At 36.8% G+C, this 15,482-nt stretch carries 13 protein-coding genes; 11 read left to right on the top strand and 2 right to left on the bottom strand.

Annotated features, from left to right (window positions below):
* Positions 1-39: 39 nt before the first annotated feature.
* The 11 genes from M0R38_04710 (at position 40) to M0R38_04660 (ending at position 14,454) form a co-directional block, all read left to right on the top strand.
* On the top strand, positions 40-738 hold the full coding sequence (locus M0R38_04710; protein MCK9481046.1) for a T9SS type A sorting domain-containing protein: 699 nt from the start codon (positions 40-42) through the stop codon (positions 736-738).
* 13 nt (positions 739-751) lie between these two features.
* Positions 752-2,860 (top strand): T9SS type A sorting domain-containing protein, encoded by a 2,109-nt coding sequence (locus M0R38_04705; protein ID MCK9481045.1) that lies wholly within the window; start codon positions 752-754, stop codon positions 2,858-2,860.
* A 137-nt stretch (positions 2,861-2,997) separates the two neighbouring features.
* Entirely contained in the window at positions 2,998-3,552 is a 555-nt protein-coding gene (locus M0R38_04700; GenBank protein MCK9481044.1) for a LemA family protein, read from the top strand.
* Positions 3,553-3,568: 16 nt separating this feature from the next.
* Positions 3,569-4,525: a M48 family metallopeptidase gene (locus M0R38_04695; GenBank protein MCK9481043.1), complete on the top strand. Its 957-nt coding sequence runs from the start codon at positions 3,569-3,571 to the stop codon at positions 4,523-4,525.
* A gap of 5 nt (positions 4,526-4,530) precedes the next feature.
* A complete protein-coding gene (locus tag M0R38_04690; protein MCK9481042.1) occupies positions 4,531-5,733 on the top strand; it encodes an NAD(P)-dependent oxidoreductase in 1,203 nt (400 codons plus the stop codon).
* A gap of 105 nt (positions 5,734-5,838) precedes the next feature.
* Positions 5,839-7,629 carry a translational GTPase TypA gene (typA, locus tag M0R38_04685; protein ID MCK9481041.1) on the top strand — a complete coding sequence of 597 codons (1,791 nt, stop codon included), beginning with the start codon at positions 5,839-5,841 and terminating at the stop codon, positions 7,627-7,629.
* Positions 7,630-7,895: 266 nt separating this feature from the next.
* Positions 7,896-10,796 carry a hypothetical protein gene (locus tag M0R38_04680; protein MCK9481040.1) on the top strand — a complete coding sequence of 967 codons (2,901 nt, stop codon included), beginning with the start codon at positions 7,896-7,898 and terminating at the stop codon, positions 10,794-10,796.
* Positions 10,797-10,878: 82 nt separating this feature from the next.
* The gene (iscU, locus tag M0R38_04675; protein MCK9481039.1) at positions 10,879-11,295 is read left to right on the top strand and encodes a Fe-S cluster assembly scaffold IscU; all 417 of its coding nucleotides are present in this window, start codon (positions 10,879-10,881) and stop codon (positions 11,293-11,295) included.
* Between the two features lie 17 nt (positions 11,296-11,312).
* On the top strand, positions 11,313-11,654 hold the full coding sequence (locus M0R38_04670; GenBank protein ID MCK9481038.1) for an iron-sulfur cluster assembly accessory protein: 342 nt from the start codon (positions 11,313-11,315) through the stop codon (positions 11,652-11,654).
* A 9-nt stretch (positions 11,655-11,663) separates the two neighbouring features.
* Positions 11,664-12,308: an MBL fold metallo-hydrolase gene (locus M0R38_04665; protein MCK9481037.1), complete on the top strand. Its 645-nt coding sequence runs from the start codon at positions 11,664-11,666 to the stop codon at positions 12,306-12,308.
* A 109-nt stretch (positions 12,309-12,417) separates the two neighbouring features.
* Entirely contained in the window at positions 12,418-14,454 is a 2,037-nt protein-coding gene (locus tag M0R38_04660) for a gliding motility-associated C-terminal domain-containing protein (GenBank protein MCK9481036.1), read from the top strand.
* 6 nt (positions 14,455-14,460) lie between these two features.
* Here the strand turns inward: M0R38_04660 and M0R38_04655 are convergent, their stop codons facing one another.
* Both M0R38_04655 and M0R38_04650 read right to left on the bottom strand, forming a co-directional pair.
* Positions 14,461-14,817 carry a translation initiation factor gene (locus M0R38_04655; protein ID MCK9481035.1) on the bottom strand — a complete coding sequence of 119 codons (357 nt, stop codon included), beginning with the start codon at positions 14,815-14,817 and terminating at the stop codon, positions 14,461-14,463.
* Positions 14,818-14,825: 8 nt separating this feature from the next.
* Positions 14,826-15,482, bottom strand: a complete 657-nt coding sequence (locus M0R38_04650) for a sigma-70 family RNA polymerase sigma factor (protein ID MCK9481034.1) — start codon at positions 15,480-15,482, stop codon at positions 14,826-14,828.

Here is a 15,482-nt window from a genome sequence, read left to right as displayed (position 1 = left end):
AGCCACTTCAACAGTGGCTTTTAAGTTTAAATAAACAACATGAAAAAACTTCTTTTAAGCATTATAATATTCACTTGCGCTGCATTATCAATCAACGCACAAGCAGTTTATAGCTCTGCGGATACTGTTTGGATATCAGGTCCGAACAAAGCAAACGACAATGACTTCTCAGACTTAGAACATGGTTTTGTTTTCAAAAATGTGAGTGCCTTGTCTGATTCTTTTAGATGGGTAAGAACAATCAACAATTTACCTTCTAACGAATGGGAAAGTGCCGTTTGCGATATTAACTTATGCTACCCCTCAGATGTTGACAGTGCAGATTTTCTTATGGTCTTAGGTGATAGCGGTATATTCTATCCACACTTTTACCCTGGTAAAGGGATAGGAATTGCAGAAATGATTATCGATATTTTCAATGTTAATAACAGAAATCAAAAAGTGACAATTGTGGTATATGCAGAAGCATGGGATGCCTATAATAGCATTACAACTGTTAGGGGAGTTACTGACTTAATTATTTACCCAAATCCTGTATCTGCCGGCACAAAAATAAGAGTACAAGGAAAGCAATCAGGAAATATAACAGTTAAAAATATTGAAGGCAAAGCACTGCTTAATACCTATATCTCATCACAAAATAGAGAAATAGAAACTCAAACTTTATCTCAAGGTATATATTTCATTGAGATCAATGACGGACACAGCGTATCTGTGAGCAAACTCATTATCAACTAAAATCAAAATCAACATGAAAAAACTTTTATTATCATTTGGTATAGCATTTTTCTTAAGTATAGGTTTCACAAATGCTCAATACTATTACACCTTTTATAAGGATGGACAAAATCCAAAAGGTCTCAACCAAGATGGCGAAAACCCATTCCCTGCACATGGTTCAGGTTGGACAACTATTTGGAATGGTGATGCAAACGCAACTACTAGTTATTCGAGCGCGCAAACCATTCCATTTGCCTTCGAATTTAATGGTAATGCTGTAACCAAATACTTTGCAGGAAATTTCGGAGCTGTAACATTTAGCGATAGTACGCCAACTACTAAACCTACCTCCTTTGCCAATGCTACATTACCAAGTCCTGACATTGCTGACAATTCTGTTTGCATACTTGGGATTAAACCAATGTCTTCATCAAGTGGCTCAACTACATACAAAAGTGCAATTTTGAGTAGAACATACGGAACATCCCCAAACAGACAACATTGGATTTGGTTTAACTTTTATGGTGAAGCACATATAAGCAACGGTTGGACATATTGGGCTGTTGTTTTGGAAGAAACAACAAATAATATTTACATTGTTGATATGAAAACCCTATGTGTTAATGGAACTTCCTTATGTTCTAACAATGTACAACTGAGTGCAGGTATTCAAGTTAATAGTTCAAGTGCATATTCAATTGCCGGTTCACCTAATTTAGGAGCCAATCAAACTACACAGAACCTCTTTACAGATGAAGATAACAGCTATTACAAATTTACATCGGGAACTCAACCAACAAGTTCAACAAGAGTGAAAGAAGTAATTTTCAACCCATTTAACATGTCTTCTTCTGCACCTTTTACAATAAAATCTACAATTCAAAATCACGGTTCTGCTGCATTAACCAATGTAGAAGCATCATACAGAATTAATGGTGGCAGTTGGGTAACAAGCACTGCAACCGTTCCCAACGTTGCTCCCAACTCATATTACGAATTATCTCACCCTACAAAATGGACTCCTTCATCTCCCGGCACATACACTATTGATTTTCAAGTAAAAAATCCTAATGGCAATACAGACCCAATTGCTGATGATGACATGGCTTCTATAACAATTCAAGTATTAGACACGTTTATAAATCGCAGAATTCTAATAGAAAGTTTTACATCTTCAACCTGCGGACCATGCAATGCGGGCAATAAAAAAATTCTCTCTATCACAGACCCAATGCCTGAAGACAGATATGTTTACTTAAAATACCAGTATTCCTTTCCATCAACCGGGGATCCATATTATACTTTAGAAAATGGTACTCGAGGAGGATATTATGGTGGTGTAAACTCAATTCCTGCTACAATGATTGATGGCAACCCTAGGTTCAACCCAGGTATATCAACACCATCAATGATCCAAAATTACATGGACGTACCTGCATTTGTGAACATTGAAGCTAATGCATATATGGTATGGAAAGATAATTTCAACTTTGATGTGAAGGTTACTCCATATATAGATCTTCCTGCCGGAATTAAATTACATGTTGCTATAGTAGAGACGATTACTTACAAAAACATTAAGACCAATGGAGAAACCGAGTTTCATAATGTGTTGAAGAAATTTGCTTATGGTCCAACAGGAAAAGTGCTTCCTGCACTTTCAAAAAACACAACACACTCTGAACATGGCAATTATCAATTCCATGGTAATTACCGACTCCCTGTTAATGCTCAATCTAACAATATTATAAACTGGGCAAACGAGCATTCTATTGAAAACTTCTGGAACCTTGGCATTGTTGTATTCCTTCAAGATGACAAAACAAAAGAAGTACTTCAATCTCAATTTGTTCGTGTAAATATGCGCACTTCTGCAAATCAAACTGAGATGCAACAAGCATTAAGCATCTTCCCTAACCCAGCTGACGATATGGTAAATATTATGTTTAACAAAGCAGATAATGCAGAAATTTCCATACGCAATATTCAAGGTCAAGTGATTAAACAAGATGTGTTTAATTTTAATAGCGGAAACAGCTCCTATTTACTGAATACCAGCGACTTACCCAATAGTGTTTATACTGTTACCATCAATTCTGATGGTACAACCGTAACCCAAAAGATAGTTGTGAGTCACTAAACTTTATTTCATCTGCAAAATCACAACAAAGGAGCCGCCAAAAGCGGCTTTTTTGTTTTTCATATTTCTTATTTGTCTCATACTGATATAACTCAATCCTTTAACATATATTCGCAGTAATCAAACAAACACACATCATGTATATCATTTTAATTATTATTGGATTAGTGATTGTCTTCCTAATCAGTATTTACAACCGTTTAGTCAAACTCAAATTGCGCAGAGAGAATGCATTTGCAGACATTGATGTACAATTAAAGCAACGGCACGATTTAATTCCACAACTTCTGAATACAGTAAAGGGATATATGAAACATGAAGAAGGAGTACTCACCAAAGTTACTGAAGCACGTTCACGCGCAATGAAAGCAGGAAGTATTAATGACAAAATCGCTGCAGAAAACGAACTCTCTCAAGCCATGAGTGGACTAAGTGTTCAAGTTGAAGCTTACCCCGACCTTAAAGCAAACCAAAACTTTATGAATCTCCAAATGGAAATTTCAGACATTGAAAACAAATTGGCGGCTGTGAGAAGATTTTTCAACTCTGCTACACGCGAACTCAACACAGCTATACAAGTATTCCCCAATAATCTAGTTGCCAACATGTTTGGGTTCACTTCACAACCTATGTTTGAGGTTGGCGAAGAGAACAGAGCTGCAATGGACAAAGCTCCGGAGATTAGTTTTTAATAATGCTTTAATATAAATGACTGATTATATTGGCATTCACACCCAAATTGCACGTAACAACCGCTTGTCGGTATTATATCTGATTGCTTTCCCTATTCTGATACTCATTCCAATTTGGGGTACTTTATTTGCGAGTGTATTAAAAGTATGGGAATATGACAAACTCGCTGCATTTGACCAGACCAATAGAGAGTTTTTAATTATTCTTCCTTATGTATTGGTTGGAATAGGATTGTGGTTCATTATTGCATACTTCGGCAATACCGCAATGATAAATGCAGGAACACATGCCAGAAGTTTAAGCAGAAGTGAAAACCCACGTGTTTATAATCTTACTGAGAATTTATGCATGAGCGTAGGCATGACAATGCCTAAATTACAAATTATTGACACGCCCGTGCTGAATGCTTTTGCAAGCGGAATCAATGAAAAAAACTTTACGGTTACGCTCACTAAAGGCATTATAGACACATTGGACGACAAAGAACTCGAAGGAGTGATTGCGCATGAACTTACGCATATTAGAAATAGAGATGTACGGTTACTCGTCATCTCTATAGTGTTTGTAGGCATTCTGGCTGTAATGGCGAGAATCATTTCACGCAATTTAATTTTTGGAAGCAGAAAACGTGGTAAGAATGATGGCAAAGGCGGAGGAGCAGCTATTCTTATTGCAATTGTGTTAGTATTGTTAGCATACTTCTTTTCTATTCTCTTCAAATTAGGACTTTCACGAAAAAGAGAGTACATGGCAGATGCCGGTGCTGCTGATATGACAAAAAACCCATTGGCACTTGCTTCAGCTCTCAGAAAAATATCTGGAAACAACAAAATGGATTTTGCAAATGGAGAAATGAAACAACTATTTATAGCTAACAATGACAATAACAGCAAATTCACTTCAGGATTATCCGGTCTGTTTGCCACGCATCCGCCCATCTCTAAGCGCATTGAAATACTGGAAAATTTTTAATAAAAATGCTAAAAATAGGAATTATAAAGGAATGGAAACAACCTGCAGATAAGAGAACGGTTTTAACACCGCATCAATGCGAACAGTTAATGCTTGACCATCCTCAAATTAAAATCAGTGTGGAGTCGTCAAGTGATAGAACTTTTACAGATAACGAGTACAGAAAACATGGAATCGAAATTACCACTGATATGTCAGACTGTGATATGCTGTTAGGTGTAAAAGAAGTGCCTCCGGATAAGCTCATTCCTAATAAAACCTATTTTTTCTTTTCTCATACCATAAAAAAGCAGCCTTATAATCAGAAGTTGATGAGAGCGCTCATTTCTAAAAAAATCAGGATGATTGATTTTGAAACATTGACCGAATCAAATGGCAAACGGATTATAGGCTTTGGAAATTTTGCAGGCAAAGTTGGTGCATATAATGGATTGTTAACTTGGGGACGCAAATACAATACATTTTCTCTAACGCCTGCTTACCAAATCAATTCATATAAAGGAATTGTGGAAGAAGCAAAGTCTAAAATCAAAGGAGATATTAAAATAGTACTAACCGGCACAGGTCGTGTGGGCGGTGGTGCATATAAGTTTTTAACAGATATTGGCTTAGAAGAAATCAGTCCGGAAGATTTTTTGAAACATAAGAAAAAAGGGATTTGGTTTACTCATTTAGGAAGCAAACAACTTTTTAGAAGGAAATCAGACAAAAAATACGACCGAAAACAATTTCACACCGAACCCGAACTTTACGAGTCTTCTTTTCTTCAATATGCAAATCAGTGTGATTTACTGATAAACGGCATCTTTTGGAATTCAAGAATGCCACGCCTTTTTGAAACTACAGACATTCAAAACTCGGCATTTAAAATTTCAGTAATTGCTGATGTATCTTGTGATGTGAATGGCTCAGTACCAATCACATATAGAGCAACAGACATCTTTAATCCGGCTTTTGGAGTCAGCAGAAAAACATTGCAAGAAACAAACCCTTATTCAACAGACACCATTGACATGATGACTGTAACCAACTTACCAACCGAACTACCAAAAGATGCCTCCACATTCTTTGGCAAAACGTTTGTTCAACGATTAATCCCTGAGATTCTTAATCCTGAGCACAGTCTAATTCTTGACAGAGCAACCATTTGTTTAAACGGAAAACTCAACAAAGGATATGAATACCTGAAAGATTATGCAGCAATATAATCCTTCATAATTATCCTGAAACGCGCTCAAATCCTAAAATTTCCATAGTAACTTTGAGATATTATTCTTAAAACCGTTAAACATCACTACATTTGCACCCCTTTTATGAAAGCCCTCAGAAATATTGCAATTATTGCACACGTTGACCATGGGAAGACAACACTGGTTGATAAAATTTTACACCAATCGCTCACCTTTAGACAAGAAGAAGAAAAAGGAGATTTAATCCTTGACAATAACGACCTTGAGAGAGAACGCGGTATTACTATATTCTCTAAAAATGTATCCATCGAATACAAGGGTATTAAAATCAACATTATTGACACACCAGGACACGCAGATTTTGGAGGTGAAGTGGAACGAGTACTCAAAATGGCTGATGGAGTATTGTTGCTCGTAGATGCATTTGAAGGTCCTATGCCACAAACCCGTTTTGTGCTCAATAAAGCGTTAGAATTAGGGCTAAAACCTGTAGTCATTGTAAACAAGGTGGACAAACCAAACTGCCGCCCCGATGAAGTAAATGATGCTGTCTTTGACTTGATGTTTAATTTGAAAGCCACCGAATGGCAATTGGATTACAAAACAGTATATGGTTCTGCAAAACAAGGTTGGTATGGACCGGATTGGAAAACTCCAACAAAAGACATTAGTTATCTGTTAGATACAATACTTGAACAAGTTCCGGAACCCAAAACAGAGGAAGGTCTTTTGCAAATGCAAATTACTTCTTTAGACTATTCAAACTACCTAGGCAGAATTGCTGTAGGCAAAATAAAAAGAGGCTCAATTATAGAAAACCAATCTATTGTGCTCATCAATAATGAGGGAAACATAAAAAGGAGCAGAGTGAAAGAAGTCTATACCTTTGAAGGACTTGGCAAGAAAAAAGTATCAAAAGTTGAAGCGGGTGACATCTGTGCAATTGTGGGATTAGAAGATTTCCAAATTGGAGATACAGTTGCCGATGCCAATAATCCTGAAGCATTGCCCAACATTAAGATTGACGAACCAACTATGAGTATGTTGTTTACTATCAACAATTCTCCATTTTTTGGCAAAGACGGCAAATTTGTAACAAGCAGGCACTTGAGAGAAAGATTGATGAAAGAAATTGAAAAAAATCTAGCACTCAAAGTGGTTGATACTGAAAGTCCTGATAGCTTATTGGTGTTTGGACGTGGAATTCTTCACCTTTCCATTCTCATTGAAACAATGCGAAGAGAAGGTTATGAACTTCAAGTAGGACAGCCAAAAGTAATCACAAAAGAGATAGATGGTGTTCAGAATGAACCGATAGAAAGCCTAGTGGTAGATGTTCCGGAAGAGCTTTCAGGAAAAATTGTAGAACTTGCTACACAGCGCAAGGGTGAACTCCTGATTATGGAACCGCGCGGAGATATGCAGCATTTGGAATTTAGCATCCCGTCAAGAGGTTTAATTGGCTTGAGAAGTCAAATGTTAACTGCCTCGCAAGGCGAAGCTATCATGGCGCACCGATTTGCCGAATATCAACCTTGGAAAGGCAATATTCCCGGCAGGCTAAACGGCTCTCTCATTAGCATGGAAACCGGATCGGCAACCTCATATTCTATTGATAAATTATTAGACAGAGGCACTTTCTTTGTTGACCCTGGTGAGGAAATTTATGAAGGTCAGATTGTAGGTGAAAACACCAGACAGGATGATATTGTTGTAAATATTGTCAAAGCTAAACAACTTACGAACTTCCGTGCAGCAGGCAAAGATGATGCTTCTAGTAAAATCCCTAAAAGAATTTTCTCACTGGAAGAAGCATTGGAATATATTAAAGAAGACGAGTTAGTAGAAATTACGCCTAAAGCAATAAGATTAAGAAAAATATATCTGAAAGAGCATGAAAGGAAACGCAAATAAGCATTCCTGATAGTCTTCATTTCCGGAAAACTCGACTCAAAACATTTCGAGTTATCTTATTCTCAACTTCTCGGTTTGCTGCAGCTATTGAAATTAAGTTGCATTGTGCTTTTGTGTCTTTGCCGTCTTGGTTAAACTAAATAATCATAAACTTGTTATGACTGGTCAAAATACCAATACGGTCGAATATTTGTATTTTGACTAAACAAGCTCCAAAAAATCTTCTTTCTTCTTATTAGTTTTGCAACAGAAAATCTTACTTATTTATGATTAAGAAAATTTTAAAAATAACAGGAATAATTATTCTTGTATTTGTACTCTTTTTAGCTCTCGCACCTTTCCTCTTTAAAGGCAAAATAATTCGCAAGCTCAAAGAAATAACCAATGAAAATGTGTTAGCAAAAGTTGATTTCAATGAAGACATCTCATTATCTCTTTTAAGAAGCTTCCCTAATTTCTCATTAGGGATTCAAGACATTGCTGTTATTGGTGTAAATGAATTTGAGGGGGATACATTGTTTTATGCTAAAAAACTAAATACTACAATTGATATTAAATCAGTAGTTGGAGGAGATAAAATCAACTTAAAAACCATTGATATAAAAAATCCTGTTATTAACCTTATCACAAACAAAGAGGGAAAGGCAAATTGGGACATCATACCAACAGATTCAACAGAAATGGAAGATGAGCAGGAAACTGAATCCGATTTTGCTATGGAGATAAAGTCTCTTGATATTAGCGAAGGTAAAATCTTTTATCAAGACCAAGAGTTAGATTTTTCGCTTTTACTCAACAATTTTAACCACCATTTGGAAGGAGATTTTACACTTGACAACTTCTTGCTCAAAACGAAGTCAGAAGTACAAGAACTTACCATGACTTATGAAGGCGTTCCATTTCTAAATAAAGTTCATTCTAACATTTTAGCAGATTTGAATATGGATATGAACAAATTCAAATTTGAATTTGTTCAAAATAGTATCAGCCTCAATGATCTTGAAACAAAATTGGATGGCTGGATGCAAATAAATGATAACGACATTGACTTTGACCTAACATTCGGAGCGTTGCGCAATGATTTTAAAAACTTTATCTCACTCATTCCTGCAATTTATGCCAAAGATTTTGCTTCTGTTAAAACAAGCGGAAAACTTGAATTCAATGGTTTTTTTAAAGGTAAAATGACCGATGAGTTAATGCCCGGATATGGCATAAACTTAGCCATTGACAACGGCTATTTAAAATACCCTGACTTGCCTGCTGCCTTAGAAAATGTTCAGGTGAAGATGAATGTCGAAAATAGAACCGGATTAGATCCTGACTTTATTTTGGATTTATCTAAACTAAGTTTAACAATGGAAAAAAATCCTTTCGATTTAACTCTGTACATGAAGGACATGGCAAATCCGCATGTCAAAGGTGCAATGAAAGGGAAAATTGACTTAGCCGGCATTACCCGGATTGTTCCACTTGAAGACATGCAAATATCAGGATTACTCACTGCTGACATGGCGTTTAAAGGTCTTATATCCAAAATTGAAAGTGGAAGCTATGAAGATATTGACGCTCAAGGCTCTTTGGCTATAACCAATATGTTTTATAAAAGCAATGATTTCCCGGACGGTGTCAAGATGGATAAATTTTCTTTAAACTTTACGCCCAAGACGGTCAAAATGCCTGAATGTCAAGGACAAATTGGAACAACTGATTTTAATGCAAATGGACAACTAAGCAATTTCTTCGCTTATGCGTTGTCTGATGGAACTATTCAAGGAAACTTGAATTTCATATCCAACAATTTCAACGCCAACCAGTTTATGACAAGTGATGAATCAGCAAGTACAACAACTGAAGACACTTCATCAATAGGGTCAATTGAAATCCCTGATAACATTGACTTCAACATGAATGTACTCATCAAGAAGCTCAAATATGACAAAATGGATATTGAAAATCTCAAAGGAGACTTGACAGTACGCGACAGCAAAATTTTCTTCAAAGATGCAGGTATGCAGTTGATAGGTGGCACGATGGTAATGAATGGTACATTTGACGGCAAAAATCCCAAAATGCCTTTTACAGATATTGCCCTTAGCATGACTAATTTCAATATTCCTCAGGCATTTTCATATTTTGATATGATTAAGCAATATGCTCCGTTTGCAGAAAAAATGACCGGATTGTTTTCTATGTCATTAGACATGAAATCGAACCTAGATGAAGGAATGAACCTTGTTTACCCTTCGCTAAGCGGCAGTGGCACAATCGGTTTATCAAATGCAAGTTTATCAAATCTCAAGGTAATGAATATCTTGGCTGACCAATTGAAATTAGACAAATTTCGCACGCTGGAATTGAAAGATCAAAAACTGAATTTCAAAATTGATAATGGAAAATTCTTGGTTGATTCTATCATGGTTCCGCTTTGGCAAAATACTAAACTCAAACTTGGCGGCTATTCTACATTTGATCAAGGATTAAATTATGTCGGATTTATTTCAATCCCTCGTAAAGACTTAGGTGTTGGTAATTCCGCTTTCGAAAGCCTCCTCAATCAAGCAAAGAAGAAAGGACTCAATTTAGAAGCAGAAGAAATCATGAACATCGCATTGAGTATCACCGGCAACTTTACTAAACCAATTGTAAAATTAGACCTACGAGAAACTGTTGAAGGACTTGGAAAAAGTTTAGTAAACCAAGCAAAGGATCAGGTAAAGAAAACAGTTGAAGACAAAGTTGACAATGTTAAAAAAGACATACAGAACAAAGTAGATGATGCCAAAGAAGAAGCACGAAGAAAAGCACAAGCTGAAGCAGACAAAATCATTGCAAATGCACAAGAGCAATGCGACAAGATAAATGCTGAAGCTAAAAAACAAGCTGATGTAGTTCGTAGTGAAGCAAAGAAAGCTGCACAAAAAATCAGAGATGAAGCAGATAGTCAAGCCAATGACTTAGTCAAAAAGGCAAGCAATCCGATTCAAAAAGTTGCTGCTGAAAAAGCCGCAGATAAAATCCGAAAAGAAGCAAACGAAAAAGCTGATAAAATTGAAAATGAAGCCAATAAAAAGGCAAATGGCATAGAAGAGGCTGCTAAATCAAGAACTGACAAAATCATGCAAGACGCAAGGAAGAAAGCAGATGAAACTGTAAATAAAATCTAGAGAAAGTCCGGCAGGTAAATTTATTTAGAATCATTCTATCTTTTTTTAGTAACTTTGCACTCGATATTAAATAGAACAAATCATGGCTTATTCAGATAAAGTAATAGATCACTACTCAAACCCTAGAAACGTAGGAACCTTAGATAAAAACTCAAAATCAGTTGGAACCGGCTTAGTAGGAGCCCCTGAATGTGGTGATGTTATGAGATTACAAATACAGGTTGACGAAGAAACAGGCATTATTCAAGATGCTAAATTCAAGACGTTTGGCTGTGGCTCTGCAATTGCTTCTTCATCTTTGGCTACAGAATGGCTAAAAGGCAAAACAGTAGATGAGGCATTGACCATTGACAATATGGACATTGTAGAAGAATTGTCGCTACCACCAGTTAAAATACACTGTTCAGTACTTGCAGAAGATGCAATTAAAGGGGCTGTGAACGATTATAGAATTAAACACGGTTTAGATCCCGTTGAAGGCAAAAAACGTATTCACTAATCAAATTCAAATTTGTTATGACTGACACCGGCAATATAACCATTACAGATAGAGCTGCAAGCAAGGTTCAAGAACTCATGCATGAGGGCGCATTGGGTGCTGACTACTTTGTTAGAGTTTCGGTGAAAGGTGGAGGATGCTCCGGCTTAACCTACAACCTCGACTTTGATAACGAATCAAAACAAGGCGATCAAGTATTTGAGTCTAAAGGATTAAAAATTGTGTGCGACTTAAAGAGCTTTTTATACCTTGCCGGCACTGAATTAGACTTTAGCGATGGCTTGAATGGCAAAGGATTCAACTTTATTAACCCTAATGCAACGCGTAGTTGTGGTTGTGGCGAAAGCTTTGCAGTTTAAGCCTGCTTCATGCTAAGAATACAATCGTTTACTTTTAATCTATTTGCAGAAAACACCTATTTAGTATGGGATGATGTCTCAATGGACTGTGCCATTTTTGACCCCGGATGTTCCAATCATCATGAAGAAAAGATAGTTGATGATTTTATACTCCAAAACAATCTCAAACTTACCCAACTCATAAATACGCATTGCCATATTGACCATGTGCTTGGCAATCACCATATTAGCAACAAGTACAACTTGAATTTACAAGCACATCAACTAGAAAAATCTGTGCTTGAGTGGTCTCAATCTGCTGCAATGCTATATCAAATTCCTTATACACCATATAACCACATTGATATTCTCCTGAGTGAATCCGATTCAATAAAAATTGGTGAACATATTTTAGAGATTCGCTTTACACCGGGACATTCGCCAGGCAGTTTAACCTTTGTGAGTCATAGCCATCATTGGGCGTTGGTTGGTGATGTTATTTTTTATCAAAGCATAGGAAGAACCGACTTGCCGGGCGGTGATTATCAAACTCTTGAGAATAGTATCAGACAAAAGATTTACACCCTCCCCAATCATTTTATTCTCTATTCCGGTCATGGTGAAAGTACGGAAGTCGGTTTTGAAAAAAAGCACAATGGCTTTGTGCGCTTGTGAGATTAACAATAAAAACTCAATCATACAAAAATCACTATCCATTACAAAAAATTATCTTTGTAACGTGTTTGAACGAGCAAAATACATCTGCATCTTATTGACTTTATCAATGATAAATCATTTAGGATTTGCTCAAAACCAAACCTCCAATCTTGGGCAGACTTTCTGGGTGGGCTTCATGGAAAACAACTCTACACCATTAGCCTTAAACTTGAATATTGCATCTCGACATCCTGCAAACATTAATATTGAAGTTCCTGTATTTGGGAATATCATATTTGCATTACAAGCAGGAAGAGACACCATTGTTTCTGTGCCAACCACACTTGTCTATGTAACAGGATCGGAGAGCGCACAAAATAAGGGTATCTATATCACCGCAGACACGCCAATCAGTGTTATTGCGATGAACAATGCCCCATTCAGTACCGATGCAATCAGTGTAATTCCTTTAGAATATCTGCCGCGCGGGGGACAATACATTATCAATACTTTTAGAGGTTCAACCACCTTCCCTTCTGAATTCATGATCATTGCTACAGAGAACAATACTTCTGTTGAAATTACTCCTGCATATACCACCGGTTTAGGCAAAACAGCAGGCGTACCTTTTTCGATGATGCTGCAACGCGGACAAACCTATCAGGTGCAAAGCAAGGACAGCGTGAGCATGGCAGGAACTAAGATTCGCGTTGATAATGGTTGCAAAAAAATTGTTGTTTTTTCAGGCTCCAAATGTTCCCAAGTAAATTACAACTCAGGATGTGCAGGATGCGACCACCTTTGGGAACAAGAACTGCCAACAACAACTTGGGGAACAGAATTTTACAGCGCCTCTCTCAATGGAATGAATTCAGGATATGTTTTGAGTTTTGTTGCCAATGAAAATAATACAAATATTAGTATAGACGGCACGCCAACATTTACACTCAATGCCGGTCAAAATATTACCCAAAACTATAACAACAACAATGTTCGCTGTATTCAATCCGACAAACCCATTTCTGTTGTACAGCTTATCAAAACAAGTGGTTGTAATGGACATCCATTAAATTTATCTGATCCATCCATGTTAAGATTGGTGCCGGTAGGACAAGAAATAAAATCTACATTTTTTCGTGTCCCTCTTACTACCAATATTTCCTTTGCATTCTTAAATATTGTTTGCACAAACCCTTCCAATGTCTTTTTGGATGGAACTGCTATCAACACTGTCAGCGGCAATACGATTACTCCTACTTGTAATGGCAAACAGACCGTAACAGTTCCCGTGTTATCCCAATATCATTTATTGGAATCATCAGATGGGTTTATGGCATATATGTATGGATATGGAGTTACAGAAAGTTATACTTTGGCAATAGGCTCTGCTTATGAGAATACAGAGTTAAATTTCACACTAAATCCAAGTGATTTCACTTATTGCAATACAAATCAACAATTTGATTTTGCTGCTATACAGAAAGGTTATTCAAATCTAAAATGGGATTTTTCTGATGGTAATGCCACCGGAGCTAATGCTACACACAAGTTTAATCGCTCAGGCAAATTTGAAGTAAAACTCATTGGAACTAAAGCAAACAATGATTGCCCGGAAGATACTGTATCAAAATTCATTACACTCTACGATCCCCCTACTGTAGAGCTTGGCAATGACACAATAATTTGTAAACAACCGGACTACTTGGTCGTACCTAAAACAAATTCCAACTACGATTTTGAATGGCACAACGGTTCTCATGCCAAGAATTATCTTTGTTCACAAGACGAACTGGTTACACTTACAGTTACAGATGAGCATGGTTGTCAAGCATCTGACTCCATTGACATTACATTTGATGATTGTTTGGTACGCAAACTTGAAATACCCAATGTCTTTACCCCCGGAAAAGACGGACTCAATGATGTCTTTCAAATCAATATTGATGTTTATGAGAACATGCGTTGTATTATCTATAACAGATGGGGGCAAGTACTCTATGATTATAACCCTGTGATTGACAAGCCATGGAATGGAGGAGTTTACAATGACATCAACCAACCCTGCCCTGATGGCACTTATTATTTCTTGTTATATTTTTCAGACCCTATTGACAACAAAGACTATAAAGAATCCGGGGTAATAACACTCATTAGAGAACAATAGTCTATGTTAAATAGCCTTATTGGTCTTATATCCTAACTGTTGCAAGAACTCCATCACCTTCTTTCTCTGATCCCCTTGAATGAGAATTTCACCATCCACCACACTCCCTCCTGTGCCGCAATGTGATTTTAGTTTTTTCTCTAACTCTCTTAACTCCTTCTCATTACCCTGAAAACCGGATACCAGCGTAGCTGTTTTCCCGCCACGTCCTTTGTTCTCTATGCGAATATTCAATTTTTGCTGATTGGGTTTAATGTCTTCATCCAAGTTCAAGTTCTCAAACAAATCTTGAAAAATAAAATTGGGTTCAGTGGAATACACGATTCCGTCATTTTCACGTTTTATTTTCTTTGATTTAGCCATATAGTCCTCTATAATTTCATTGTCTTTTCCATCAACTTAGCTGTAAACGGATCGCAATGAATTGCATGAAACCCATACAGTTCCTTAAAATCATGCGATTTAAGCAATTGATTTTGGAGCATTGACTTTGCCCTGTTAAGTCTAACTTTCACATTAGACTCGCTGATTCCCAATAGGTGTGCAGTTTCTTCTACACTGAATTGGTTCATCTCTCTCATTGAAAAAACAATCCGGTAATCTTCAGGAATATTGTGCAACGCTTTCGCTAATTCATGATGTAGCTCCTTTCTCTTTATTTGCAACAAAACATCCTGATTCGCTCGCTCAAAGACAGGTTGTGCATTTTCATTCATTTCCGCTTTGGCAAGCTCATTCTTAAAGCTGTATTTTTCTTTTCTTTTATAACAATTATTTAGCATTAAGCGTACAAGCCAAGTCTTAAAACTCGATTTAAATTCAAATCCTGAAAGGTTTCTAAATGCATCTATATAGGTATCTTGCATTAAATCTTCTGTGTCATCATGATTGTAGCCATACGTCCTGCCAACCTTAAACAAATCTGGATTATATCTTCTGACTAATATTTCATAAAGCACCTTTTCACCTTGAAGAATCCTTGTTATTACTTCCTTGTCGTCCAATTCCTTTGTTATGCTATTCATCAT

It is taken from the genome of Bacteroidia bacterium (genome assembly GCA_023228875.1).
Classification (GTDB): domain Bacteria; phylum Bacteroidota; class Bacteroidia; order NS11-12g; family UBA955; genus JALOAG01.
This window is presented reverse-complemented; position numbering and strand designations above follow the sequence as displayed.